26 protein-coding genes are annotated in these 26,512 nt (G+C 35.9%); 13 read left to right on the forward strand and 13 right to left on the reverse strand.

The window, feature by feature from the left end:
- From HYU69_10700 to HYU69_10740, 9 genes are all read left to right on the forward strand, one after another.
- A partial coding sequence (locus HYU69_10700) for a hypothetical protein (GenBank protein ID MBI2270806.1) occupies positions 1–765 on the forward strand: 765 nt, incomplete at its 5' end.
- 123 nt (positions 766–888) lie between these two features.
- On the forward strand, positions 889–1,614 hold the full coding sequence (locus HYU69_10705) for an FkbM family methyltransferase (GenBank protein ID MBI2270807.1): 726 nt from the start codon (positions 889–891) through the stop codon (positions 1,612–1,614).
- A 217-nt stretch (positions 1,615–1,831) separates the two neighbouring features.
- A complete protein-coding gene (locus HYU69_10710; protein MBI2270808.1) occupies positions 1,832–2,056 on the forward strand; it encodes a hypothetical protein in 225 nt (74 codons plus the stop codon).
- On the forward strand, positions 2,053–2,379 hold the full coding sequence (locus tag HYU69_10715) for a type II toxin-antitoxin system PemK/MazF family toxin (protein ID MBI2270809.1): 327 nt from the start codon (positions 2,053–2,055) through the stop codon (positions 2,377–2,379). Before HYU69_10710 ends, HYU69_10715 begins: the two co-directional genes overlap by 4 nt.
- Positions 2,380–2,627: 248 nt before the next feature.
- Entirely contained in the window at positions 2,628–4,349 is a 1,722-nt protein-coding gene (locus tag HYU69_10720; GenBank protein MBI2270810.1) for an HAD-IIIC family phosphatase, read from the forward strand.
- A 9-nt stretch (positions 4,350–4,358) separates the two neighbouring features.
- Complete coding sequence (locus HYU69_10725; protein ID MBI2270811.1) at positions 4,359–4,604, forward strand: acyl carrier protein; 246 nt, start codon at positions 4,359–4,361, stop codon at positions 4,602–4,604.
- Between the two features lie 124 nt (positions 4,605–4,728).
- Positions 4,729–5,814, forward strand: coding sequence for a hypothetical protein (locus tag HYU69_10730; GenBank protein MBI2270812.1), 1,086 nt, complete (start codon positions 4,729–4,731; stop codon positions 5,812–5,814).
- A 226-nt stretch (positions 5,815–6,040) separates the two neighbouring features.
- Positions 6,041–6,574 carry a class I SAM-dependent methyltransferase gene (locus tag HYU69_10735; GenBank protein MBI2270813.1) on the forward strand — a complete coding sequence of 178 codons (534 nt, stop codon included), beginning with the start codon at positions 6,041–6,043 and terminating at the stop codon, positions 6,572–6,574.
- A 163-nt stretch (positions 6,575–6,737) separates the two neighbouring features.
- On the forward strand, positions 6,738–7,523 hold the full coding sequence (locus HYU69_10740; GenBank protein MBI2270814.1) for an FkbM family methyltransferase: 786 nt from the start codon (positions 6,738–6,740) through the stop codon (positions 7,521–7,523).
- Here the strand turns inward: HYU69_10740 and HYU69_10745 are convergent.
- From HYU69_10745 to HYU69_10805, 13 genes are all read right to left on the reverse strand, one after another.
- The gene (locus HYU69_10745; GenBank protein ID MBI2270815.1) at positions 7,510–8,223 is read right to left on the reverse strand and encodes an FkbM family methyltransferase; all 714 of its coding nucleotides are present in this window, start codon (positions 8,221–8,223) and stop codon (positions 7,510–7,512) included. The two genes, HYU69_10740 and HYU69_10745, sit on opposite strands and share 14 nt — an antisense overlap.
- 2 nt (positions 8,224–8,225) lie before the next feature.
- Positions 8,226–9,086, reverse strand: a complete 861-nt coding sequence (locus tag HYU69_10750) for an alpha-1,2-fucosyltransferase (GenBank protein MBI2270816.1) — start codon at positions 9,084–9,086, stop codon at positions 8,226–8,228.
- Between the two features lie 34 nt (positions 9,087–9,120).
- A complete protein-coding gene (locus tag HYU69_10755) occupies positions 9,121–10,536 on the reverse strand; it encodes a hypothetical protein (protein ID MBI2270817.1) in 1,416 nt (471 codons plus the stop codon).
- A 1-nt stretch (position 10,537) separates the two neighbouring features.
- Complete coding sequence (locus HYU69_10760) at positions 10,538–11,662, reverse strand: glycosyltransferase family 4 protein (GenBank protein MBI2270818.1); 1,125 nt, start codon at positions 11,660–11,662, stop codon at positions 10,538–10,540.
- The gene (locus HYU69_10765; protein ID MBI2270819.1) at positions 11,659–12,921 is read right to left on the reverse strand and encodes a hypothetical protein; all 1,263 of its coding nucleotides are present in this window, start codon (positions 12,919–12,921) and stop codon (positions 11,659–11,661) included. The genes HYU69_10760 and HYU69_10765 overlap by 4 nt, the downstream gene beginning before the upstream one ends.
- A 3-nt stretch (positions 12,922–12,924) precedes the next feature.
- On the reverse strand, positions 12,925–14,160 hold the full coding sequence (locus tag HYU69_10770) for a glycosyltransferase (protein MBI2270820.1): 1,236 nt from the start codon (positions 14,158–14,160) through the stop codon (positions 12,925–12,927).
- Positions 14,161–14,168: 8 nt separating this feature from the next.
- Entirely contained in the window at positions 14,169–15,272 is a 1,104-nt protein-coding gene (gene wecB, locus HYU69_10775; GenBank protein ID MBI2270821.1) for a UDP-N-acetylglucosamine 2-epimerase (non-hydrolyzing), read from the reverse strand.
- A 5-nt stretch (positions 15,273–15,277) separates the two neighbouring features.
- Positions 15,278–16,045 (reverse strand): FkbM family methyltransferase, encoded by a 768-nt coding sequence (locus HYU69_10780; protein ID MBI2270822.1) that lies wholly within the window; start codon positions 16,043–16,045, stop codon positions 15,278–15,280.
- Positions 16,046–16,060: 15 nt separating this feature from the next.
- Positions 16,061–17,152, reverse strand: a complete 1,092-nt coding sequence (locus HYU69_10785; protein ID MBI2270823.1) for a glycoside hydrolase family 127 protein — start codon at positions 17,150–17,152, stop codon at positions 16,061–16,063.
- 135 nt (positions 17,153–17,287) lie between these two features.
- The gene (locus tag HYU69_10790; GenBank protein ID MBI2270824.1) at positions 17,288–18,646 is read right to left on the reverse strand and encodes a hypothetical protein; all 1,359 of its coding nucleotides are present in this window, start codon (positions 18,644–18,646) and stop codon (positions 17,288–17,290) included.
- Positions 18,639–19,658 (reverse strand): hypothetical protein, encoded by a 1,020-nt coding sequence (locus HYU69_10795; protein ID MBI2270825.1) that lies wholly within the window; start codon positions 19,656–19,658, stop codon positions 18,639–18,641. The genes HYU69_10790 and HYU69_10795 overlap by 8 nt, the downstream gene beginning before the upstream one ends.
- Before the next feature lie 42 nt (positions 19,659–19,700).
- Positions 19,701–20,519: a sugar nucleotide-binding protein gene (locus tag HYU69_10800; GenBank protein MBI2270826.1), complete on the reverse strand. Its 819-nt coding sequence runs from the start codon at positions 20,517–20,519 to the stop codon at positions 19,701–19,703.
- 18 nt (positions 20,520–20,537) lie between these two features.
- The gene (locus tag HYU69_10805; GenBank protein ID MBI2270827.1) at positions 20,538–21,617 is read right to left on the reverse strand and encodes a glycosyltransferase; all 1,080 of its coding nucleotides are present in this window, start codon (positions 21,615–21,617) and stop codon (positions 20,538–20,540) included.
- Between the two features lie 38 nt (positions 21,618–21,655).
- Between HYU69_10805 and HYU69_10810 the strand changes: the two genes are divergently transcribed.
- From HYU69_10810 to wcaF, 4 genes are read left to right on the forward strand one after another with little or no spacing between them, the layout of a single operon-like run.
- On the forward strand, positions 21,656–22,795 hold the full coding sequence (locus HYU69_10810; GenBank protein ID MBI2270828.1) for a glycosyltransferase family 9 protein: 1,140 nt from the start codon (positions 21,656–21,658) through the stop codon (positions 22,793–22,795).
- Positions 22,796–22,849: 54 nt separating this feature from the next.
- Positions 22,850–24,736: an asparagine synthase (glutamine-hydrolyzing) gene (asnB, locus tag HYU69_10815; protein ID MBI2270829.1), complete on the forward strand. Its 1,887-nt coding sequence runs from the start codon at positions 22,850–22,852 to the stop codon at positions 24,734–24,736.
- Positions 24,726–25,874: a glycosyltransferase family 4 protein gene (locus HYU69_10820; protein MBI2270830.1), complete on the forward strand. Its 1,149-nt coding sequence runs from the start codon at positions 24,726–24,728 to the stop codon at positions 25,872–25,874. The genes asnB and HYU69_10820 overlap by 11 nt, the downstream gene beginning before the upstream one ends.
- 1 nt (position 25,875) lies before the next feature.
- Complete coding sequence (gene wcaF, locus HYU69_10825; GenBank protein ID MBI2270831.1) at positions 25,876–26,427, forward strand: colanic acid biosynthesis acetyltransferase WcaF; 552 nt, start codon at positions 25,876–25,878, stop codon at positions 26,425–26,427.
- Positions 26,428–26,512: the final 85 nt, after the last annotated feature.

A 26,512-nucleotide genomic window follows, 5' to 3' on the forward strand; every position in this document is an offset into this window, starting at 1 on the left:
AAGGAAAAGGAGAAATACTATTCTGGCCATATAGACTATTTGGTCATTCAGGATAAATTACGATATGAATTGTTGAAAAAGGAGAATAATTTAAAGAATGATATAAAGACTTTTTTAATTTCTGTATCTCCGGCTTATGAAGATGTAAAGGCCGAAAATATTTACCAGAGGTTTGGTATTCCATTAAACAAGACATTGATAATTCATTCCGGTAGCGTTGCTGATTGGTCCGGGATGGATATCATTTTGAGCCTGATCAAAGAAAGTCGCGGTCATGATGTTCATTTTGTGATACATTCTCATAAGGAATTAAGCAGTAGCGACCCATATAAAACGGCCATTGATGATCTCATTCGGGATGGCTATCCTGTTTCGATTCACAATCATCCTTTTGTTGATTATGCAATGTATTGTGGCTTTCTGAAAGGTTTTCACATAGGTCTGGCATTTTATGTGTCCGCTGCTCAACGTAATCCGCATCTTGGAAAAAATCTGACTAACATAGGTCTGGCATCCGGCAAATTTTCCACATATATGATGGTGGGATTGCCGGCAATTGTTAATTTAGAGGAAAGCTTCAGTGATCTTTTTAAGAAGTATAAATTTGGCGGTATATTGATGGATAACGATAACTTTTTTTCAATTGTAAAAAGAATTAAAGAGGAATTTTATACCTATTCAACAGAAAGCAAACGAATGTATAATGAGGTTCTTAATCCGGAAGAAAGCGTTCAGACCTTTTTTAAGGATTTATTTAAGTCATAGAATTTGATTGAAATAAAGGTTAGGGTATTATTTTGATATAAAATTAAATCACTTTTGTTTTATTTTGGCACTTACCCTGAGGTAGGCTTTGAATTTGGATTGAAATAATTAGGGGATAATAAAATGATTTCATCGTTCGTATTAAATTTCATCAAAAGAAGAGGTGTCGCTTTTTACAAAGCAGGAGTTACCGATAAAACTTCTATTAACTACCGGAAAATATTCGACCATTTTAAAATTGATACTCTTCTTGATGTAGGAGCCAATGAGGGTCAATATGCAATGGCGATGAAGAAATGGGGATATTCAAATAAAATAGTATCGTTTGAACCGGTTGAAGCTGTGTACAAAAAGCTTTCGGCTAATACACGTGAAGGAAATAATTGGGAAGCCATTAACATAGCGCTGGGAGATAAAGATGGAGAAGAATATATTAATGTTTCACAAAATACGGTTAGCAGTTCATTGCTAGAAATGCTTCCTGCGCATGTTAAGCAGGAGGCAGGTTCGGCATACATAACCAAAGAAAAAATAACAGTCAGAAAACTGGATTCCATTTTTAACACCTATTCAAAGCCGGGCAGCTCTGTGTACCTGAAGCTGGATGTTCAGGGTTTTGAAAAAAATGTAATTGAAGGGGCATCCGACTCCTTAAAGAATATTAAGCTTATTCAACTTGAAATGGCAATTGTACCCTTATACAAGGGCGAATTGCTTTTGGCGGATATGATAAACTATATGAATGGGAAAGGATTTGTATTGTATAACCTTATTCCCGGATTTAATAATTTTGAAACCGGCCAGCAATTTCAGACAGATGGCATTTTTGTTCGGAATGATTTAGTTTAATAGTATAAGGTAGGGTGTTTTACGATACTTTCAAAAGTTTAAATGTCGCCCAAGTAATGGGCGTATTAGTAGTGTACTCTGAGCTTGTCGAAGGGAATATGTGAATTTGTCATACACCCCAAAGGATGACATTGAAGGCTGCCAGGATTTGTTATACTCCTCATTTTGGTTTTGCAGCATAATACATTAACTTTGTTTAAAATAAAAACATAACACCATGCTAAGTATTCAGGGAATATACGATGGCAAAAAATTAAAATTGTCAGAAAAAATAGATGTGCATACACCTAAAAAGGTAATAGTAACATTTTTAGAAGAAGAAGGTTGGAATGAAGAAAGCTTGCGAAATTTTTCAGCTCAAACTAATGGTTTGGAATTTTGGGAAAATGAGCAGGAAAATATTTATCAGGATTATCTAAAACCTAAACACAAGCGGAAATGAAAATCGGAGATATTGTTTTAATTCCGTTTCCCTTTGCTGAACTAACAAATATTAAAGTCAGACCCGCTGTAGTACTTACTCAAACAGCAGATAAATATAAGGACATTGTCGTTTCTGCTATAAGCTCTGTCGTACCTGATAAGATATCGAAAAGAGAATTTATTTTATCGCCTGATAAAATTAATAAGTTAAGAGTGAAATCTGTTGTTAAAGCAGATAGAATAGTAACCCTAAAGCAAGAGAACAAAATAGCTGATTTAGGTAAACTATCATCAAAACAATTGGCTATGTACAAGCAAATATTATCCGAAATCATTGTGTAAAATCATGAGAGTAGTTGAAGCTGCAGAGTAGTAGGAAGCTTATGCGACAATTTATTTAACAAAATCTTTGTTTTACGATGCCTTCAAAGGTTTAAGTGTCGCCCAGGTAATGTGCGTAGTAGTATATAAATTAATCCACAGCTTCTCTCTCCTCTTTCGACTGCGTTCTGGGCCGGTTTGGAGAGAGATAAAGAGTGAGGTCAAAAAAACAAGGACTAATTTATATTTGGTATAAATTCCGAATTTTAATGCTTGACTTTGCTACTTTAAAAAGAAATCTTAAAAAAGACCAGTCCAATCTGTTAAAGGTAAAGGTAGCTTTGGTGGGCGATTCTTCTGTACAACTTCTTGTTCAAGCCATTAAAGGCTATGGGGTTGAAGCCGGTATAAATTTTGAAATATTCGAAGCCGGATATGACCAGGTTGATCAGCTTATTTTTGATAATTCATCTGAATTATATGAATTTAACCCCGATCACATTGTGATTTTTAAAGCTTCGGAAAAGCTCCTTTCGAAATTTTATAAAAGTGAAAATAATTCCAGGGTAAATTTCGCTTCAGATCATATTTCTTGGTTAACGGAAGTCTGCAATTCAATTTCAAAAAGTCTTTCGTCAGAAATTATTTATCTGAATTTCCCCGTACCACTTGATATGGTTTATGGAAATTATTCGAATAAAATGGAAGCCTCTTTTTCATATCAGCTCAGGAAGCTGAACTTTGGATTAATGAAGCTTTCATCGGATGTGAATAACCTGTTTATTTGTGACCTCTGCGCGATCCAGGATCAATCGGGTCGCAATTTTTTATTCGATCCAAAAATGTATATCAATGCCGGTATGGTGTTGAGCATAGATGCGTTGCCTTTTGTGGCGAAAAGTATAACAGATATTGTGAGTTCGCTGAATGGCCGGTTTAAAAAATGCCTGGTACTTGATCTTGATAATGTAATGTGGGGAGGAGTGATCGGTGACGATGGGATTGAAAACATACAGATAGGTGAACTGGGCATTGGTAAGGCATTCACTGAATTTCAGTTATGGGTAAAGCAATTAAAGAACAGGGGAATATTGCTTGCTGTATGCAGCAACAACGAGGAGGCAATTGCCAAAGAGCCATTCGAAAAGCATCCGGATATGATACTAAGCCTGCAAGACATTGCTGTTTTTGTCGCTAATCGTGAAAGCAAGGTTGACAATATAAAAGAGATACAAAGGACATTGAATATTGGATTTGATGCGATGGTTTTTATTGACGATGATCCTTTTGAGCGGAACCTGGTCCGGACATATATTCCTCAAATCGAAGTTCCTGACTTGCCAAAAGATCCGGCCAAATATTTAGAATTCTTCCGCCCGCTTAATTTGTTTGAAACATGTTCTGTTACAGAAGAAGACGAGCAGCGTACCGCTCAGTATCTGCAGGAATCGAAGCGAAGCAGTATTCAAAGGAAATATACAAATCAGGACGATTTCCTGGCTGGTCTCGATATGATTTGCACTATAGAATCCTTCAATAAATTTAATATCCCCCGTGTTGCTCAGCTTTCCCAGCGTTCAAACCAGTTTAATCTCCGTACAGTACGTTATACCGAGCCGGAACTTCATAGAATTTCTGATTCAACTGATTTTATAACCCTTGTCTTCACTCTGGAGGACAGGTTTGGAGACAGTGGTATTGTAAGTGCGGTTATTTTAAAAAAGCAGGATGGAAAGAAGCTGTTTATTGATACCTGGCTGATGAGCTGCAGGGTATTAAAAAGAGGGATGGAACATTTTGTGCTGAACAGCATTGTAAAATGTGCTTTGCAGAACGGATTTGATATGATCATTGGAGAATATATTCCTACACCCAAAAATAAGCTGGTAAAGGATCATTATTCGGTTCTTGGATTTAAAAACGAAAATGCTTGTTGGATCCTGAATACAAAGGAATATCGTGAAAAGGCGAAATATATTCGGCAAAAATAACATGTATCTATGGAAACAGTTGAAGTGTTGCAACAGTTGAACAGAATATTTAATGAGGTGTTAAATAATGATTCGATCGTTTTAACTGAAAAAACAACCTCAAATGATGTTCCGGAATGGGATTCTCTGGCTTATATTGAACTTATTGTGGCCATTGAAAAGCACTTCAACATAGAGTTTACTGCTTCCGAAATCAAAGATTGGGAAAATGTTGGTGGGATGGTGAGTGCCATAAGGGAAAAAATTGATAAATAACCTTTTCTGAATACCGGAAAGAATTATCGCATAGGTTTAGCCAGGGTGCTGGTGAAGTTTTATTATTAACTTTGATGCTCTTGGTGTTTTGAGCGAAAACCTGCAACATACGAAACGAATAGCCTTGCTTTTTAGCAGGTCATATGTTGATGCACACAGCTGTTTTACAGAGTTGGCAAGTCACCTGGCTCAAAGCGGATACATGGTTGATCTTTATTGTATTTTCAATCCTTATAATTCTCCGCCTTTATTTTCTGATTCAAAAATACGTGTCCTTAATTTTCCGCGTTCTAAGTTTGAAAGAGCCGAATTTTGGTACAGGTTATCCTTTAAAAAAGAATATAAATATAATGCAGTGATCGGAACTCCTTTTGAAGGGGCTTTTCTGGCAGAAAAAATTTCCAGGCGGCTTGGTATACCCTTTATCTATTTAGCTGATGAAGTATTTAATACAGATTTAAAGCGCCATGAAGTTCCGAATTATAAAAAGCTGAAAAAATCAGATATTATTGTAAATCAAAAGGCCGACGCTTCAATAGCATTAGGTATTGGCAGGTATGAGTATCAAAGACAGATAAATAGATTACCTCTGGACCATAAGTATTTTGTTATTCCAAATTCCCCTTCGGGGAGATCTGTGCGTTTAAGAAGTAATTACTTCAGAGATATTTTTAACATTACGGATCAGAAGCCTCTCATTCTGTTTATAGGTACACTTGGTTGGAATCTTGCAAAGGAGTTGTTTGAAAAATCAAATCAATTTAGGGATAAGCCATATCATCTTGTTTTTCATTCCCGTACTTTGGGTTTGATGGGTACTGAAATACATCCTTTTATTAAACTGTCTCAAAAGCCGGTTCCATCGACGATGCTCAATTATATTGTAAGTTCTGCGGATGTCGGATTGATCTTGTATGATAAAGATGAAAAGGCTGAAAGGGAAAATGCTTTGACCGGAGGAAAGATCGGGACATATCTGAAGAATAATTTGCCTGTAATTGCCGGAAATGTTGAGGATCTCAGAACGATTGAAGAAAAAGGCATGGGAGTCTATATTTCGAAAATAGATGAGTTTGAATCAGCTGTATTAAAAATTGCCGATGATCCTGAGTCATATCGACGTAATATCGAAAATGTGTATTCAGCCGAATATGATTTCTCAGCATTTTACAAAGAATTTGAATCGTTTTTAAGCAATAGAATCCACTGATGTGAAAAGTCATGGAGAGCTTCGGATATGCAAATGGCTGCTTTCCATCGCGTGGCCAACTTCTGTTTTGGTGATCAGTGATTGTGGCATATAAATATTTTAATAAAAATTTATTCATTTTGAATTTTAAAATACTCTTGGAATTAAAGAATGGGTTTTTGATCAAAAAATTAAACAAATATTGTTACTTTGCAAAGCAGGACAATCACAAAATAATTTAATTAACATGATAGATACGCTCACTAAATATTTAAAAAGGCTGAAATATAAGTTTATCGGGGGGTATGACTCTGAAGAATATTGGCGTAACCGACACAAACAATTCGGATTTGATATTCGTGGTTGTGGAATAGGATTTTATACAAATATTTTTAAGCAAAATGGTTGTAAAAATTATATTGGTCTTGATATTACAGATACATTGTTTGCTGAACTAGGTAGGAATTATCCTACTTATACATTTGTAAAGAAGGATATTACAGAACAATTGGTGAATGGGAAATTCGATGTGGTTATTATGATTGATGTTACACAACATATCACAGAGGAAAATAGATTTAAGAATGCTATGATGCATATAAAAGATGCTATTGGTGAAACCGGCATTTTTATTGTAACATCGTGGTTACTTACCGATAAAGTAAAGACCTTTTATGAAAAGGCGCGTTCCATCGAGAATTATAGGGCGTGTTTTCCCGGTTATCATTTTAGTGAGCCGGTTCCATTCAGAGATAAATTTATATTTACGATACGGAAATAATGAGAGTATTCTTTATTTAATTTTATACTGTTTAATAAGTTAACCGATTGAAAAGTAGGCTAAAATGCTTCAACGTATAAGAAAGCTTGTGCGCCGGTTTCCGATAGTAAGGCATATAATAGCTCATTATATTATTCCCTCAGGTCTTTACGACAAAACCTTTATGAATATTGAAGTTGATAATGGTTGGAGAGCCAGGATCAATAGTGCTGTTCGGGCGAAAGATAACAATTATATTAAACGTGTAAAAAATGCCGGGGAGGTTAATCGGGGTAAGCAAATAATGCACAATGGAATTAGAATCAATCTGGGCAGCTATTATGGACTTGAAATTGCCCGGTTGTTGTATGAAAATAAGGGGGTACATGAGCCTCAGGAGGAGCGTGTATTTATGGAAGTTCTGAAGGGAATTAAGCCGGGTTCAACAATGATCGAATTAGGATCGTTTTGGGCATTCTATTCCATGTGGTTTTATAAAGAGATAAAAAATGCTAAATGCTACATGATAGAACCTGATGCTTATAATATTAAAAGTGGCAGGGCTAATTTTAAGTTAAATGGCATGAAGGGTGAATTTTTTCAGTTTTTTGTAGGCAACGAAACTGTTTCGGTACCCGGAGGAACAGGCTTTATTTGTATTGATGATTTTATTAAAGTTAATGACATTAATTTTATTGATGTTTTGCATTGTGATATTCAGGGTTTTGAGTACGACATGCTTAATGGTGCTAAACAAGTTTTTGCTGAAAATAAGATTGGTTACATTTTCGTTTCTACCCATTCACAGGAGTTACATTACAAGTGTCTGCAGTTTTTGAAAGAAAAAGAATTTATAATTATTTGTTCTGCTGATAAAGCCCAATCCTTCTCAGAAGATGGACTTATTGTTGGACGTGCTCCAATGTATTCAGGAATTAATCCGGTTGTCATTGATCTTAATGGGGAGTAAGCGGGCTTTTTAATTTACTTTCGTTAAGTGAATTGTTAATATAAAGCATGTTGCAGCCAAATTCTTTTAAAAGGGTAAATTTATTGCCGAGTAATTGACTATAATCAATCTTGTCCTGTTGGTTATCAAATTCAATACATAATAAAAGACTTTTTGCCAGGGTTTTTTCAGCCCCTTTTAAAACCTCTAGATTTATACCTTCCACATCAATGCTTAATAAATGAATATATTCATATTCGATATTTTCGAGTGCCTGATCAAGTTTCATTACTGGTACATAAACGCTTTTGTAAGTGTTGTTTTCAGTGCGTTCAGAAAAACTACTCATAACAGGAGTTTTTGAAATATTGAATTTTGAAATTGCGGTTTGGTTACCGCATCCGATTGCAAGTGTTATATCTTTTGGTCTGAAACGTAAAAATAAATTTACAAGTTCCGGATTTGGTTCAATCACTACTCCATTTAATCCATTTCGGTAAAGTAAGTAAGTATTCGAAATATCTGTTGGATGATTCGCGCCAACATCTGTATAGATTGAATCGGTCAGATCATATTTCGATAGGATTTCCCAAATATAGGCATCTTCCTTATGTTGAGAATAACTCGCTTTCTTTGCGCTGTAACAATCTTTAAGTGCAACACCAAATCGTTTATATTGGCCCAGAAATGTTAAGTTATTTACAATAAATTTTTTTATCATTTTCAAATTTCTTTAAGTTGTCTGATCAATTGGCTTGGAATATCGTTTTCGCTTTTGTAATTAAAGGGTCCTTCAAAATGGATTTTATTCACTTCTTCAGGTCGTATGTCGCGCATAAAAAAATCCGGGTGATGTAACAGTATTGAGTCAGAAATAAATCCCGCAAACAATCCAAATGTGCTGCTGGGACTTGGGATAATTATTTTGCATTTACTTAGTGCTAACATATCCTCCAGGTCGGATTTTCCTTTAAAAAGCTCGACATTAGGCAACCCCAAAACAGGGGTTAGTTCACTTTCATATCCGTCACTGAAAATTACAGCCTTTAAATCTTTACCGGATAAATATCTGAGCAGCTTAATTGTTTGCACAAAATAGTCTATGGGAGTCTGCACCAATACAACTTCTCTGTCAAATTTCTGATTATGTTTAAATGCAGCAAAGTCTCCGCGCCTGATATGAACCCCAATAGCATTTGTAGGAAGGGATATGAATATCTTTCGAAATTTTTTCGTAAGAAGATCATCAAAAAAAGTTTTTTTTATAAAATCGCGGTGTATCCGTATAGAATCAAAAAAATGCATCCAAAAAAAAATATTTTTGAATTCAAACACGTTACTTGGTATCTGGTAAATTTCAATAAGTGGGTCTGTAATTTTATTAGTGTTGAGTAACATCAAATGGGCCCTTAACCGGTCCAAAAGAGTATTATGGTTGAAATAACCGAGGTAAATCCGCTTCGTTCTTTCCTTTCTCAGTATTGGGCCAATATGAAGTGTTGACCAATTGATCGTAATCATACGAAAGCCATTGATATGCGCAAACGATAGTGCCCTCGACCAAACAAGGAGTTTGTTCGCCAAGCCGGCCCTTGGCAAATTAGCAATAACATATTTATTATATTGTTTCAGGTTTATGTTTTAAAAAAGGTTGTTCTCTGATAAATAAGTTCAATGCATAAAAAAGGATAACCATTACAACGACTGACTTTACAAATTGGTTGAATATACTGGTAAAGTCCTCTTCAGCTTTAATAACATAAAAAAATAAAAAGGGCAGCCATAACAGAGTTTCTGCCTTAAGCTGAGCCCGTTTAAGGATTATCCAATATACAATATTAAAGAAGAGTCCATAAATAAACATAAATATCACTCCTTCTACTTCTCCGTAGTTGGCATAAGCCTCGCCAATAATACCCAGGTTCATGCTTGCGCCGGCAAGAGCCAGACCGGTGAATCGTTCAAAATTTTTTGCTCCGCCTGACATGGCTTTGTTAGGTGAAAGAAATCTTGGTAAGAGTGAAGCGTAAATACCCTCTATAATGGTTTCACCATGGGCGAAATCTTCATATTGAGGCACCACATACATGATCCTGGCAATGATCCATCCCTGATTCAGGCGGTCCGTAAATTCCTGGTAATAATCACTTTGTATACCACTACCACCTACTTTTTCATTTACCATGCCAATCAGTTGACCTGCATTTCCTTTTACCCCTGTTTTTTCCTGTCCCGGAAATTGTGGCTGATCCTTTTGTTCTGACCAAACCGCTTCCCTGTAATCCTTTTTAACGGCATTTATAAGAAAAATACTTGCTACCATAAACGAGAGCAATATGGTTTTGGAAAGAACTCCCGATTTATTAATAAAAGTATACATGATCACAAGGAATCCCCCCCATATGAACATTTCATGAAAAACCGAACTTTCTGCGGCGCCTGCAAAAATAGGTGCAAATGCAGCAGCAAGGGTAATATATTTAAACCGGCTATTTGCTTTAAGTAAATAAAGCGCTCCTAATATGGATGAATAGGACAACAGCAAAAAAAAGTAACCCAAAGCAGCCGGAGTAAAGGGTTTTATTAAAAATGCCAAAAGTCCAATAATAAATATTGCCTGACCGCGCTTAAAATAGTAATTAGGATTTTCAATATAATTTTCTCCCTGTAATTTAATAGGTTTTCGCAGAGGTAATAATAATCCCGTAATTAAAGCCAAAGTTGCAGGAATAACGAAACTCATATACCGGCTTTCATCAATTATCATGTAGTAAAATTCACTTTTGGTATAGAAATGGTAAGATAATATGGGTGCAATGACCCATTGAATAAGGGCGATAAGTATTATAAGTTCCCTTACAGGAATTCCCCTGCCTAATTTGTAATAAAAGCTTAACCCGAAGAAAATGAAAAGTCCTAAGCCAATTATAGAAAGAGGATCTGTTTCGGGCTTGAAAAATTTCAGCGTTGAAGCCAGGATCATCGAAACGAATAGTTTGACAATTCTCACTACACCGTTTTCTGTATCTTCCATCTTATAAATTCATAAAATTCATAAATGCCTTCTTATTCCATTCATACGAATATATCTCATTTTTTCTTTTCAAACCTTCTGTATATGAAGCAGGATCACTTAAAGCGGCGGCTAAAATTCTTTCCTGAAGTTGTTTTGTGTCCCCTGTTTTATAATGATATCCCGTTTTTCCGTCTTCAATTAAGTCAGCAGAGGAGCCGCAGGCCTCACTCACAATCGCCGGAATTCCCATACTAAAGCATTCATTCACAATTAAGCCCCAGGTTTCCCTGTGATCACTTGTGAGTAAAATAAAATCGCTTTTGCTTAATAATGTTTTTAACTCAGTTTGGTTTTTAAACCCCCAGAACTTAATTGCCTTATGGTTATCCGCCAGAAGCTGACACGACTCCAATAATGCTCCTGATCCAATCATCCAAAGTTCAATATTTTTGTTGTAATCATAAGCGCTTTTAAATGCTTCTATAGCATCATGAGGTCTTTTCTTTTCAATAAATTTGGCAGCCCACGCAAATATTAGTTTGTTTTCGGTTTTACTGTTTATTTCCGATAGATCCATTTTCCAAAAGGATTGATCAACAGCATGCGGAGAAAAAATCAATTGAGATTCTTGGGCGCCATATTCAACCAGGTATTTTTTGTTGCGTTCACCCACATACATCAGGGTATCATATTTTCGGATAAGAAAACCGTAAAATATTTTTTTAAATATGTGCTTAAAAATAGAGTCATCCGGATTTAGCTGGCTGTCACCTCTCACGGCCACTTTAATTCCGGATCTTTTTGATTGCAAAAGCGCCTGAATATATGATTTTAAATACCAGCCGATGATTACAACATGAGAGATACTGTTTTCCTTTAACACCCGGCCTATATCAGGAGTATCGCATCCGGAAAAAGAATTAAGTGATGGATGGGCGGAAATATTATTCAGATAAATATACTTATAGCCGCTTAATAGGTCAATATCCCATTTAAACTTAATACCAAATCCATTGCTCCCTATCTGTTCTTCAGAAGGGTTGTGGCAATAAAAAACGACTAAATCAATATATTTAGCCAGGTACCTGAACAGGGGGCTGTAATATTGAATAGGATGACTTACTACTATTCCTAATCGTTTCATTTTCCGAAAGTGATTAGATCCAGTTTTTGAGCCAATAAAAAAGCCGACTGCCGTGATGAATAATGATTTAATGTTTCAAGTTTGGGAATCCAGTTCTTTCCTTTTTTTACAAAGGAATCGAAGGTGTTATAGATGGAAAACTCCAGCTTTATTACATCCATACTGTCAGTATATTCGCACAAGTAGTTGTCTGCTTCTGCCTGTTTTAGAATCGAAACCACACTGCTTTCTTTATGAAACACAGCGAATACGGGCTTTTTGGATAGTAATGATTGAAATATTTTAGATGCAGTATAGTGGTTCTCTATACTTCCAATTACCATTACTCCCGAGGAAGCTGATAGAAAGTTTAAAATGTGTATAAAGGGAAATCGTTCAGGTATCTCATGAATTGAATCGGAAACTTTATTTTCATTTGCATGATCGGTAATTGTTTTTCCAGGATAAATTCCTGTACCTAAAAAGTAAAGATGAATATTTTTATTCCATTTTCCTTCCATTTTTAATTTAGCTATTGATTTAAACAGAAGTTCAATAAATAAATGTGATTTAGGTAAAAATGCTCCCGCATAAACCAATGGAATGCATCCCGGAATATTATTCCATGGAAACTGAAGTCCTTCAATTTTTATTTCATGATCATGAGGGTCAAATCCATATGGCATTCCAATATGTTCTATTGTTTTGTTTTTAAAATTTCTATCAAGCACAGGCCGGTAGTAAGAAGTGGCAACTCCTGAAATTAGAGAAGCTTTTTTTACTGCATAAGGTTCAAGCAGTTTTGCCAAATTGTTGCTGAGCCATGCTTTACTAAAAAGGAGGTCGTAATTTGTGAAGCCATTTACCCACGGATCAATATAGTCTATCCCGTAATTGATGCCGGTTTTTTCGTAAATCAGCCTCCCCAAAACTGCGGTGTAGAATGAAGGAATAGGAATCCATATAAAGTCGATTTTGTTTTTTTTAGTTATTTCTATAGCTTTTTTATAAAGCTGTCCGAAAGCCCGGATTCCAATATCTCCAAAGAAGCGAAATCGTTTAAGTGTATTAAAGGCACTTACATAATTTATTTCTATTGCAGGCGATACAGTTTTAACAATATCCGGATCAGGCCGCTCTTCATAAAACTTCGGATCTACAGTCAAAATGACCGGTAGCCAGCCAAATTCATGAATAAAATTCGCAATAAGCCTTGGTCTGTGGACTCCTGCTAAATTGGAGGGAGGCCAGTGAGGATATATGATAAGTATTTTTTTCAAAATTTATGTTTTGGAACTCATTTCTTTCCAAACAGCTTCATAATCATGTTCCCAGAACAATTCTTTCTGTGAAACTTCGCTGGAACGATCTTTAAAATTACGAAGTTGGTCCTTATTTTTGCAAAGTGAATCTATTAATTCTGCCATTTTTACAGAATCTCCGGATGGATAAGTGTAGCCTATATTATATTCTTTAATTGTTTCATTCAGTCCTGGCATATCACTTGCAATTACTGCTAATCCTGCATTTATAAAATCAAAAAGTTTATTTGAGGATGTCAGCATTTGATTTTCTTCCTGCGGTAACTCTCCTATAAGGCCTATATCATATTTTGTGAGCGAACTAACAATATTGTATGGATCGGCAGGAGGAACAAGAGTAACCTTATTTCCTAACTTCAACTCCTTAACATAATCATTAAATATAATTAACTGTTCGTTGTTGATCAGGCCTTGAAGATATAATTTAACATTACTTTTGCAGGCGGCAATAGCTTTTAATAAAATATGAACGCCACGTGTATTGTTAAAATATATAGTCATTCCGTGCCACACTAATTTTACAGAATCATTTTCAAAGTTGTTTTCAGTCTTGGGTTTAACTCCAGAAAGCATTAATCCTGATGGAACATTGCGTACACGAAAAGCTGGAATTTTTAAAGCATAATCCCTGGTAAGTTGTCTAAGCATAACAGTTGTTGTTGCCAAAAGTATATCAACATGACTAATATATTTCGGTTCTGTTAGGTGCACCCAATCGCGTAACGGGGTCTCGTATTTATTATATTGACCCCTGAAATATTCCTGAGAATCGTAAATCAGTCTGGCTCCTGTTTTTTTTTTGAGTTCAACAGCAAATGGAAGGTTATCAACCAGGTGAATAAGGATAAAATCAAAATTGCTCTCTATCTTTCTTTTTGCACCCAGCAAGCCTTTATTCATATAATAAATAAACCCGAATTTTAATCGAAATTTGTTCCAGCAAATAGAAATAAACTTATTGATAATACTTATGTATAGCCACCTTGCATAAGAGTTTACTGTTCTTTTGCTTATATCATTTTCGATTATTTTCCAGTTTTTATTGGCGATAGAGTTTTTATAAACCTCGGCACTGGAAATCCCTGTAACCGGATTAAATACGGTGACCTCATATCCTTTCGTGCTGAAAAAATCGGCAGCTTTTAAAAGCCTGGCATTGTAGCAAATTTCATTATTGGATATAAGGAGTATTTTCATAAAATGAACTATCCTTTTAATAAGGTGTCAGCTATACGTATAGAAGCTTTACCATCACCAAACGGATTTTTACCTGATATCATTTTGTTATATGCTTTTGTATCATTAAGTAAGGCAATAGTTGCATTGACAATGTCTGATGTATTTGTACCGATCAGTTTACCAAAGCCGGATGCAATAACTTCAGGACGTTCAGTAACACTGCGTAAAATAAGTACTGGTTTTTTTAAAGTTGGGGCTTCTTCCTGTATTCCTCCTGAATCGGTCCATATTAAATAGGATTCACGCATCATTTTAATTAATTCAATATATGAAAGAGGAGCGCATAAATTAACTCCTTGTGTTTTTCCGAGTTTTGAATAAACAACTTCTGCAACATTTGGATTTGGATGTACCGGCCAGACAAACTCAATGTTTTTATATGTCTTAAGGAGGCGTATAACAGCATTGCAAATACTTTCAATTCCGCGGCCATGATTTTCCCTTCTGTGGGCAGTAATTAAAATTCGCTTTTTTGTGCTGGTGTTTTTTGTTTTGTTTTGTTTTGTTTTGTTTAATACCAGATGAAGTGAATCAACGACCGTATTGCCTGTAATAAAAATGGTAGAAGATCTGACGTTTTCTTTACGTAGATTTTTAGCGGTTAAGACGGTCGGAACGAAGTTATACCTGGCGAATAATGAAATTACCCGTCTGTTGAATTCTTCAGGATATGGATTGTAGATGTCAGCACTTCTGAGTCCCGCCTCCACATGGGCTACATGTATGTTTCTGTTAAATGCTGCTATACCCATTGATAACACTGTTGTTGTATCCCCCTGGACAACAACAATATCAGGATTAAATTTACTGAATAGGTCGTTTGCTTTTCCGACAATGTTTGAAAGTATATTATTCAGTGATTGATCATGGGTCATTACATTGAACTTTACGTCAGGTGTAATTGAAAAAATGGTTTCTAATTCAGTTACCATTTCCTTGTGTTGACCGGTATTCACGACTAACAGCTCTGCGGTCTTTCGTTTTTTCAGTTCGAATATAAGCGGTACAAGTTTTATTAATTCAGGACGGGTTCCGTATGCCAGTAATATTTTTTTCTTTAATTGAGCCACAATTTCTACAATTTAACAGCAAATACTTCGATGTAACGACTTTGGGTTTTTTGGGGTAGTTGAGTAATAATTTCTTTTATTTGAATGGAATTGAGCCATTTTTCTACTGCGAAGCCATTCGCTAAGTTAGATAAAAAATAATTATATCTGTATGTAGCCAACCTTTCCATCAGGTCGATGCATTCAATAGTTTTGTTTACGTGATGAGGTAAGTTACATGTTATGGATAAAGCAGGTATTGGATGTGATAATCCCTTTATTATTTCAAGTTCATAACCAACGGTTGATATTTTGCAATAATCAGGTATGCCGAATTTTTGAATAAGCATATCTATAGTTTGTAGTTTAACCAAAGTTGTTTTCTCAAATGCAAACCCTGTGAAACGTGGATCACATAATGTGTTTTTTGCATCTATGTCGTCAAATGTAGAAAGAGCATGATTGGAAAAATTATGAAGTGTTTTCTCTGTGCTGGAAGAGCCCAATCCTATGTTAAGCAGATGAATAGTGTTTTTATTGTTATATTTTTCCTTTAAGGCGGAGAATGCGCTAGGATCAGGCTCAACTGCAACGACGGTTGCACCTGATAGATTAAAAATATTGGTTTTGGCACCAATATTTGCACCAATATCAAAACAAAGTTGACCAGGTTTAATAAATTGACCGTAAAATTTCAGGTTAATCTCTCGTTCACGTTTAATGTACGGCTTTAGAATGCAAATAATCCTGAAATACAGATTTGAATTTTTGATGAGCTGATAAAGTGATTTCAAGTGTGAGGTTATGTGTTAATTTAGATCCTTCAAAGTATCAATTTTAATTTTAAGCATAAGTGCGTCGGCAAAAAACTTCGCTGCCCAGTTGGGGTATTCATTCGGATGATAATTACCCCAGATCGGATAAGAACCTGCAATTGCATTTTTGTAAGGTAAATCCGGTCCATCCATTTTTTGTGTTTTCTTTACTACATTAAGTAAATTAGTAGCAGCTGTATAATATTTTTCATTGTCAGTCAGCATATATAGTTCATACCATACTATACTAAATTGTGTGTTTCCTGTAAGGCAAACATATTCATCTCCTGCTTCCCATGTATTTGTAAATGTACCGGGAAGTATGTTCATATCTGTTTTTTCGTTTTGAAGCCCGTATTTATCAATAATGCGATCACTGAATAGTACTATTTCCGAATAAAGTTTGGCTTTGAGAGGATTTTGGTTATCCATTAGCACATATGCTCCCCAGAATCCCTGCAGTATGTATGCAACTGTATGGGAATAGGGTTGTTCTTGAAGGTCAAATCCCATATAATCATACCAGCCATTCGGGTAACGAATTGAAAATATCCATCCAAGATTTTTTTCGGCAGCAATTTTATACTTTTCATCCCCCGAAATATTGTATAATTTGAAAAGCGCCCATGCAACTTTGGAGTGATAAGTATGCGGAATCATTTTATAGCTGTAAGTGCTCCATTTTCCATCATTGTCCTGTACATCTGTCAGCCAATCACCTGCTTTGCAGGCAGCATCATAATAGGTTTTATCTTTCGTTTCTTTATATAGATCCGTTAACCCTAACAAAACCATGCCCGTATCAAATATATCTGCTTGCGTATTGTCCGGATGCTGAACACGCGTTCCTCCGGAAGGTAGCTGTATATCCATTTCCCAATTTCCCAATTCTATAGCTTTATTCAAATAGTATTCGTTATTTGTAAATTTGTAATATTCAATAAATGTATTTATAATGTAACCCGTTGTTTCCGGATATGCGGGAAGCCACCCCAGTTTCATGGAATAAGCCAGAGAAATACCTTTTGATCCAGAATGTTTTTGAGCAGTGATTATCCAGTTTATTGATGCCTGCAAGTGTTTCATATCTTCCTGAATTTTCTCCGTATGGTTTCTATTATCGCGAAGTAAAATACGGAAGTGCTGGTTCTTGAAATAATATTTCAGGCAGCGCTGTATTTTTTTTATATAGTTGATTAAGATCATTCGAATCAACAATAATTACACATGTTTTTTAATAATATTACTGATTTTCTCAGTAAGGCTGACTCTCTCAAATTGTTTTAAAAATTCAATATCAGGTTTGAATTGATATTTACCTGTTATCAATTTGTACAGTTTTCTTGCAGACAAGGCTGTATGATCAGGATTACAGATCAATGCCATACCTGAACCTTCCAGAAAATCAAGCTGTGCTCCTTTTGTAACAAAACCCAGGATCGGTTTTCTCATTGTAACATATTCAAATGTTTTTCCGGCAATGCAATAATCTTCACCACCAATGACTTTAACTGATGTGGCCAGTAAAGCATCGCATGAATGCTGAAACTTCAATGAGTTTTCATAAGAAATCTGACCAAGATGTGTTATCACTTTTTCAAGTCCGAACTCCTTTACCATCGAATCCAGCCAATCCGGCTTTTGACCGACAAATATGATAGATAATTTGTCTTTTAATTCCGGCTTATGAGTTATAAGGTATTGTACTGCTTTTAAAAAGAAATAAGGACTTCGGTATAACCAATCCTCTTTACGAGGTACATATTGTATCATCCGATTGGGTTTTCTTTTCCACCAGGGTGAAAAAATCTGTTCTCTCATTTGGGGTATGTAGTAAAAACTTCCAACATATCCAATAACAAATTTTTTATCGCTAATGTGAGGAGTAAACTGATCCTGTGAAGAATATATATCTTCAATTTTAACATCCAATCCGTTGGTAATTACTTCATACTTATTGTCAAATACATTGCCATGGATTTGTTTCCAATCGTTTATCATTTGTTTTGTAACTCCAACAATTGATTTCGCATGTAAGAAAAAAGAAGCCTCGAGTTGTTTCGTTTTCCAAAAATGTATATAGCTTGCATAGGGTCTGTCAATCCACATACTTAATGAATCTCTCATTGTAAGAATCAGTGGGACATTATATTTTTTTGAGGCTTCCACGGCCAGGGGTATGATGCTGAATGGAGGAGCCGAAATAAGTATTAGTTTAGGTTTATGAGTTTTAAAAATTGATTCGAGTTCGTGGAATAGATTTTTTTTCCAGAAATTTCCTTCATAACCACCAATAACATTAAAATATATATTTATGAAATTTTTTATTTTACCTATTTGTTTGTTAATCAATTTTTCAGATGGGATATGCCTTATTTCAATTTGGGGTGGAATTTCCCGCAACATTTCATTGTCGGTTGAAAATTCATCGTATACAAGTTCATAGCTCTTCGGAGACAATGTGCATACAATGGGATTTATTTCATATTGATGAAAATACTTTACAAACTTTAATGGTCTTATACTTCCTCCTGTATTTAGGGGAGGAAATTGATAGGCTATAAAAATTATGTCAATCATTTAACGAGTCAATGATTTGTGTCGGGTATATATTCTTCATACACTTTACTTCATAAGGACAATTTATATAATAATTTACCAATTGTACCTTGCCTGTTCCAAATTGGCAGGGTTGACAAGGGTATGCATTGTAAATGGGTTTTATATTAATATTATAAGGTTTGTTTTTCTGAACCGATGTTGGTCCGAATAATACAGTGCCTTTTGCCCCAACAGAAGCGGCAAGATGTGTTAATCCCCCATCATTGCCGATAAATTTTTTACATCGTTTAAACAAAGAAGAAAGCTCGGGCCAGCTGAATTTTTCTATATAAACATTGCTATATGTATCAATGCTATTAATGTGGGCATGAGGTTTTAAAATATGAATTTTTTTTAAAAACTTCCAGAGGCTCTTACTGTTTAAAAATTGTTGAGGTAATAACCTGCTTATAAACCAGGGATAAACAAAAGAATAATTATAATTAATATCATCTTTGCTGCCGACAACAATAACATTATTCTTGCCAAATAAATTCATTAACTCTATATAGTAGGGCCACCTTCGGGCCGAATGCACTGCGGATCCGCCCGGATAAAGAATGTATTTTGTTTCGATTGATAAGCCTTTTACCGTGGATGAATATTGTTCCTTTAAAGAAGTAAGAACAGTGCTGTGGTATGTTGAAGGGAATAATGCTTTAACAATGGAAAGGTATTGTTCTGTTTCGCTGAGATTCTGTGAGCTGTGGGAATCAGGAAAAACATAGAAGTAATGTTCGAAACTGGTATGTATTTTTTCCTGGTAAGTGAAAGAGTGAATTAAATATTTAGTGGAAATATTTTCTAGCGATAGTAAAATGACGGCATTGCTATAACAATCAGTTAAATAATTCTGAAATGATTTATTTACTTTATTCAGGTAAATACAAACATTCACTTTATTGTACAGGCAATATTCAACCGCATAGAGTGCTTGTATCGCATTCCCTATCCCGGCATCCGCTATTATTAAAACCTCAACTTTTTTCATTTTCTGTCCAGTAGACTATTTACGAAAGTGTCCAGAGCGGTATTATAAATTATAATTCACTAATTCGGTTAGTTGCTCCTTTAATGATTTACAAATAATTACCGGTTCAAGTCTGCGGTCAATTTTTTCAGCAGCTTCAAATGCATCAATTTTGTAGTCGGTTGAATAAAATTTCTGAAATAATTCAAGCATATGATATTTGGACAGATGGTCCCTGGTGCCTAATTGCAGTAATTTACTTGGAGCATTTAAATCATGATTTTTTAGTTGTTCTTCAATTTGTTTGCACCATTCAAGAGTAGTAATGCCATTCCACAGGTGATTGGTAAAGCCCTTAAGGCTGCTTTTAGGTTTATTCGAAAGAAACCATGCCAGTAAACCTTTTCCATGAGGGTTCTTGTCAGGACCAATAATGGAAACACGAATAATAAATGTGTTCTTACGATTCTTAAGTACAACTTCCGCAAGTCGTTTCGACCAGCCATAGGAATCTGTGGCGTTCTGTACAGCAGATATGGGGTAAGGTATGTTTGTATGCGCATCAAACACGCAATCCGTACTGGGGTGAACAATAGTTATTGCAGGTTTTAAATGATGAACGAGTGCTAAGGGTAGTATAGTGTTTGACCAAAGCAGGTCCTTTTCATTTTCGGTTTTCTGTTTGATCCGACCGACACAGTTAAAAATTATTCCATTATCATATTGGTTTATGGCATCGATGAAATCCCATTTGGTATCCTCTTCAAAGCGCTCGGTAACCGGGATAACATTAAATCCTCTTTTTGTAAAATAAGATACTACCATTTGACCCAACATTCCTTTGGAACCTATAACTATTATGGGTCTTTTTACAAACGACATTATTCGGATTCACTTATTTTAATACCGGTTATACTTTTTACCAATTAATTGAGTTATTTCCCTGTCATTCAGTACCGGTTTATTTTCCATAAAACGTTTCATAAGCGCTCTTGGTAAAATGGGGAGGGATTTTATCAATGCAAAATAAGAATTTTTCCCTGTTCTCCAATTAACTATTAAGCGATAAGGGAGCTTGAGAATGAACTTCAGAAGAAAATTGTTATAGCGAAGATTGCGTACAAATAGAATGATCTTTTGTCTGTTTTGAAGTTGGGAGAGTTTTTCTTCCTTCATTTGATCCTTAATGGTTGCGGAAATGCGGTGATAAAGTATGGCATCAGGATGATATATTGTTTCCCATCCCCGGTGCCAGGCTCTCATTGAAAGATCCCCATCTTCGCAATAAGCTGGTCTGAATAATGGATCGAAGCCATCAAGCTCATTATACATCCTGGTATTAAAAACTGCTGCTCCACCCCCTGCAAACCAGGTATAGTACAAATTTTTATCCGGTGCAGGAACCTCCGTTATTCCTGCCCAGCCGTTTTTAATTGTGAGATATCGTAACCCGGTTGTTTCAAATTGTCCGTCGAAATCCATGATGTTACAGGTTACTGAAAATAATTTTTGGTCTTTTGATATAACATCAAGCGTTTTGTTAAGTACGTCCGGGTGTAATTTCATATCATCATTCAATATGAAGGTGTAGTCCGACCTGATATCCCTTACAAAATTGTTCAATGAAAATAAATAATCATTGACAGGCGAAAATTTGAAATCGAATTCGGGAAATCGGGTATTTGTGTAATCTTTTGTTTTTTGATCACATCCGTTATCTACGATCAAAACATCAATTTGGTAGCCGGGTGTATTGTTGATGGCTTCCCTGACAGTTGGTAAAAGGTATTCAAGATGATGAATTCCTTTGTATGTTAATATAACAACCGAGCAAGAGACCTTAACGGGCATATACTTTGAGAATGATTCTTGTTTGTTGGATCGTTTATTGAACTTGATTGTGCTTAAATTTACATCAAAAGTATTGAATATATCCGTCAACTTATTGTTTAGCCCATAACTTTTGTAATTTTTAGGCAATAGCGCTTATCTTTAAGCTTTCAAATTGCTTTTGAAATATGGATTTTTTTTTGAATTTATTGGTAAGAGGTGATTATTGGCTCAGCAATTTCATTTTACTGACAGTACAAAAAATTTTATTCGGTAAAGTCGAAAAAACCGATTTTATAAAAAAGATTATTGTTTTCCGTACCGGTTCCATTGGCGACAGTATTTGTGCCTTACCCGCTTTGTCGGTGATAAGAAACAATTTCCCTTCGGCCCAGATTGATATATTAACAAATGCCGGTTCCGGCAATTTTGTTTCATTGGACAAATTGATTGATCGATCGAAGTTTAATACGATCATAAATTATTTGGGGATGGACAAAAAAGCTTTAGCCATTGATTTGAAAAAAAACAAATATGACCTTTTCATAGAGTTGCCTCAATATGATGCATCGTTGACCAGGCAGGTCAAGTCCATAATCTTTGCAAAATTTATTGGGGTAAAGCACGCTTTTGGATGGCGTATTTCACAGACATTTATTTTTAAAAAATTCCAGGAAAGAAAAATCAAATTTACGAATGAACGCGACAGGCTTTTGATCATTCTGAAGGACAATGGTCTTGTAATTTCCGGCTCCTCCTATATTGTTGCCGATAATTCATCTGTTGTGCAATCTGTAACCGATGTTTTCAAAAAAAACAATCTTGCCGATAAAGCTCTTAATATAGGTGTTGTTATCGGCAGCAAGGTAGAGAGAAATAAGTGGCCCATTGATCATTTTAAACAGCTGGTTAAATATTATTCAGATAAGAATTTTAATCTGCTGATATTTGGTGGAAGTGATGATGTAGTAAACGCGGATGGATTGAGACTTGGGGATGCCGTGTTTAATTTCTGCGGTAAATTCTCGCCGCTCGAAACAGCGGAAGCTATGAAATTCTGTTCCGTTGTTATTACAAATGATACCGGACCGATGCATTTGGCATATCTTTACAATACACCTGTGGTTGCTATATTCAGTGCGCGCGACTTCCCTTACAAATGGTATCCGCCTGGAGATGGCAAAAACAAAGTGTTTCGCTCAAGCGGTATTGCCTGTTCAATATGTTTCAAAAGGGAGTGTTTTGACAATGTGTGTATGAAAAAAATAACAGCTAATGAAGTTATTGAGGCTGCTAATGTAATTTTAAATAGGAAAGATGTTTCATAAAAACCATCCCTTTCTTAGTAAATGAGAGTTGAGGTGGGTACCAGTTAAAATACTATGTGCGGGATCAACGGTATAATCGGAATTGAAGCTGTCAGGGCTGAAGAGCTTGTGAAACGTATGAACAAAGCCCTCGCGCACCGCGGCCCTGACGATGAAGGGGTTTTTATTCACAGCAATGTGGCATTAAGTCACAGGCGGCTTTCTATCATCGACCTGTCAGTCGCCGGTCATCAGCCAATGAGTTATGATGGCGGCCGATATACCATCGTATATAATGGTGAACTTTATAACTACGTGGAGGTTCGCAATGAGCTTTTGAGTAAGAAGGCTATAGCTTTTACAACTCAAACTGATACAGAGGTCATTTTAGCCGCATATGCCGCATGGGGAGTAAGTTGCCTGCAAAAATTCAACGGCATGTATGCTTTTGCGATCTATGATAAACAAACCAATGAGGTATTTATAACCCGCGACCGGATGGGTATAAAGCCCCTATATTATTTCAAACAGAATAATGCTTTCATTTTTTCTTCGGAAGTTCGGGCGCTTTTAACATCCGGGTTAATTCCCCGGAAGTTGGATGAAGACGGGTTGATCGATTATCTCCGTTACCAGACGGTGCATGCACCGCGTACTATACTTAAAGATGTGTTTATGCTTTTGCCAGGACACTACGGTTTATTAAATACTGCTACAGGCAATTTTAATACAACCTGTTATTGGGATATTACTTCAAAAGTTTCCATGCCCTCTAAAGCTATTAGTTATAATGAAGCGTGTGAACGGGTGAATACACTCTTTAAGCAGGCCGTTAAAAGAAGATTGGTGGCCGATGTTCCTTTTGGCGCATTTCTTTCGGGTGGTATCGACTCAAGTGCTGTTGTGGGAATGATGAGTAAAGTATCAAATAGTCCTGTGAAGACATTTTCAATTACGTTTCACGAAGCAAAATATAACGAAGAGTATTTTTCGCAGGTCATTGCAAAAAAATTTAATACAGAACATCACAACATTAAATTATCAGCCGAAGACTTTAAAAATGAATTGCCCCGTGCTTTGAAAGCTATGGACCATCCGAGTGGTGATGGACCCAATAGTTTTGTGGTTTCAAAAGTGACAAAACAAGCCGGGATTACAATGGCCTTATCCGGTCTCGGTGGAGATGAACTATTTGCCGGTTACGATATTTTTAAACGGACAAAAGCGTTGATGGGAAATGCCTGGCTTTCTAATGTTCCGTTGTTACTGAGGAGATCAGGGGCTGCGGTATTAAAGAACATTAAATCATCTGTGGCCGGCGATAAAATGGCAACAATCTTATCGCGGTCAAAAATATCGATCGAAAATTTTTATCCCGTATCTAGGCAGGTATTACTGGACGACCAGATAGTAAAGCTGGTAAATACTTCCGGCATACAATCCAATGAAGTTCAAAAACTTGCGCACAGTATAATTTCGGGAGTACCGCAGCCCGGTTTTGTGTTGTCAACTGTTTCCCTGCTCGAAATAATGACGTACATGCAAAATGTTTTATTGCGCGATACCGATCAGATGAGCATGGCAAGTGCACTTGAGGTCCGTGTTCCCTTTCTTGACTATGAGCTGGTAGAATATGTCCTGCGTCTTAATGATGATATTAAATACCCGCATACTCCCAAAAGATTATTTGTCGATGCGATGGGCGACATGCTTCCGCCTGAAATTGTTAACAGGACAAAAATGGGATTCACATTTCCCTGGCAGGAATGGCTGAAAAATGACCTAAGACAATTTTGTGAGGAAAGGATCTATTCATTAGCAAAACGTGCCATCTTTAATGAAAAGGAAGTACTTGATCTATGGAAACGTTTTTTGAATGATGATAAACGTATAACCTGGTCACGTATCTGGTACCTGGTGGTAATGGAAAACTGGCTCATCGAAAATAATATTGAAGACTAAAAAGCGCATATTGATCTTTATTGACTGGTATTTGCCTGGCTATAAGGCGGGCGGGCCTATACAGTCATGTGCCAACCTGGTTAGCCACTTAAAAACATTTTATGATTTTTCAATTGTAACACGGAATACCGATTTTGGCGAAACCATACCCTACCTGAATGTTAAAAGCGATGAATGGGTTATAATTGAAGAGGGTATTAGGGTATATTATATTTCCGGTGATAAGCTTAACTCTTCAATAATAAAAAATTTTTTAACCGCTGATTACGACGCACTTTACCTGAACAGTTTGTTCTCAATTCATTTTACATTGTTGCCATTATGGTATAATAAAGGGATAAAAAAAGTTATTGTTGCTCCGCGCGGAATGTTAGGTTCGGGCGCCTTGGCAATAAAACCATTTAAAAAGAAACTATTTTTAATAGTATCGAAGTTATTCGGGCTCTATTCGGAAATTACCTGGCATGCTTCAACGCCTATAGAGGCAGATGAAATAAAAGAAGTGTTCGGCCGGCAGATTAAAATAGTTGAAGCAGTGAATTTGCCTCCTGTAAAAACACTTACCTATGTTAGTCGGACCAAACAGCCTGGCATTTTAAAATTATTCTTCTTATCGCGCATTTCTCCCAAAAAGAATTTACTCACTGTGTTTCATTTTTTAAAAAGCATAAATCAAAAAATGATGATATCGTTTGATATCATCGGGCCTATTGAAGATGCAAACTATTGGAACCTGTGTCTTAAAGAAATAGATAGCCTGAAAAATTCAAACACGAATATTAAAATAGAGTATGTAAAAGCTATCGAAAATCGGGACTTATTAAATAGGTTGCTTAATTATCATTGCATGATCCTGCCAACGTTGAATGAAAATTTTGGACATGTTATCCTGGATTCATTTGCGGCGGGATGTCCCGTCATTATTTCTGATCAGACACCCTGGAAGAATTTAACCGAAAAGAAATTGGGTTGGGATTTACCTTTAAATGGTACTGATAAATTTGTGGGTGCAATTGAAACAATCGCGGCAATGAACCAGGAAACATTTAATGAACTATCTTTGAATGCGTTTAATGAAGCCGTTGGGTTTTACACGAATAAGGAAATAGTCGCTCAAAACGTAAGAATTTTTGAATAGCATGCAGAAGGCAACAGATTTATCTAAATATGATAACAGCTGGTATCAACCAGGTGCCGGTGCATTAAAACGTGCGCTTTGGTTTTTTGTTAATGCCTGTTTTTTTGTTTCCTATAATCCATTTAACGGATTAAAAATAGTTTTACTCCGTTTGTTTGGAGCTAAAATAGGTTTTGGTGTTGTTGTTAAGCCCTCTGTAAATATAAAGTATCCCTGGAAGTTAACTATTGGCAATTATGTATGGATAGGGGAGAAGGCCTGGATTGATAATTTAGATCAAGTGATTATTGGAAATAATGTATGTATTTCGCAAGGTGCAATGTTATTGTGCGGTAATCATAACTATAAAAAATCAACCTTCGATCTGATGACTGGAAAAATAACTCTTGAAGCTGGGGCATGGATTGGAGCCCGGGCTATTGTATGTGGAGGCGTTACCTGTGGTTCTCATTCGGTTTTAACTGTTAATTCCGTAGCAGTATCAAATCTTGTTGCGTATTCTATAAATAGTGGTAATCCTTCTCAACAAGTAAAAGACCGTACAATAGAGTAGTTTGCATTCATTTTGCTCCATTTTCTTTCCTCTTATTCCAATTAACAAGGTTACGTTAATATCTAATATTTTTCATTCCTTTTTC

Source organism: Bacteroidota bacterium (assembly GCA_016183775.1).
Classification (GTDB): Bacteria; Bacteroidota; Bacteroidia; order JABDFU01; family JABDFU01; genus JABDFU01.

Bases quoted from the DNA above. Each gene is read 5' to 3' on its own strand.
- HYU69_10705 (MBI2270807.1), top strand. From the start codon at position 889: ATGATTTCATCGTTCGTATTAAATTTCATCAAAAGAAGAGGTGTCGCT.
- HYU69_10710 (MBI2270808.1), top strand. From the start codon at position 1,832: ATGCTAAGTATTCAGGGAATATACGATGGCAAAAAATTAAAATTGTCA.
- HYU69_10715 (MBI2270809.1), top strand. From the start codon at position 2,053: ATGAAAATCGGAGATATTGTTTTAATTCCGTTTCCCTTTGCTGAACTA.
- HYU69_10720 (MBI2270810.1), top strand. From the start codon at position 2,628: ATGCTTGACTTTGCTACTTTAAAAAGAAATCTTAAAAAAGACCAGTCC.
- HYU69_10725 (MBI2270811.1), top strand. From the start codon at position 4,359: ATGGAAACAGTTGAAGTGTTGCAACAGTTGAACAGAATATTTAATGAG.
- HYU69_10735 (MBI2270813.1), top strand. From the start codon at position 6,041: ATGATAGATACGCTCACTAAATATTTAAAAAGGCTGAAATATAAGTTT.
- HYU69_10740 (MBI2270814.1), top strand. From the start codon at position 6,738: ATGAATATTGAAGTTGATAATGGTTGGAGAGCCAGGATCAATAGTGCT.
- HYU69_10745 (MBI2270815.1), bottom strand. From the start codon at position 8,223: ATGATAAAAAAATTTATTGTAAATAACTTAACATTTCTGGGCCAATAT.
- HYU69_10755 (MBI2270817.1), bottom strand. From the start codon at position 10,536: ATGGAAGATACAGAAAACGGTGTAGTGAGAATTGTCAAACTATTCGTT.
- HYU69_10760 (MBI2270818.1), bottom strand. From the start codon at position 11,662: ATGAAACGATTAGGAATAGTAGTAAGTCATCCTATTCAATATTACAGC.
- HYU69_10770 (MBI2270820.1), bottom strand. From the start codon at position 14,160: ATGAAAATACTCCTTATATCCAATAATGAAATTTGCTACAATGCCAGG.
- HYU69_10785 (MBI2270823.1), bottom strand. From the start codon at position 17,152: ATGAAACACTTGCAGGCATCAATAAACTGGATAATCACTGCTCAAAAA.
- HYU69_10790 (MBI2270824.1), bottom strand. From the start codon at position 18,646: ATGATTGACATAATTTTTATAGCCTATCAATTTCCTCCCCTAAATACA.
- HYU69_10795 (MBI2270825.1), bottom strand. From the start codon at position 19,658: ATGAAAAAAGTTGAGGTTTTAATAATAGCGGATGCCGGGATAGGGAAT.
- HYU69_10800 (MBI2270826.1), bottom strand. From the start codon at position 20,519: ATGTCGTTTGTAAAAAGACCCATAATAGTTATAGGTTCCAAAGGAATG.
- HYU69_10810 (MBI2270828.1), top strand. From the start codon at position 21,656: ATGGATTTTTTTTTGAATTTATTGGTAAGAGGTGATTATTGGCTCAGC.
- asnB (MBI2270829.1), top strand. From the start codon at position 22,850: ATGTGCGGGATCAACGGTATAATCGGAATTGAAGCTGTCAGGGCTGAA.
- wcaF (MBI2270831.1), top strand. From the start codon at position 25,876: ATGCAGAAGGCAACAGATTTATCTAAATATGATAACAGCTGGTATCAA.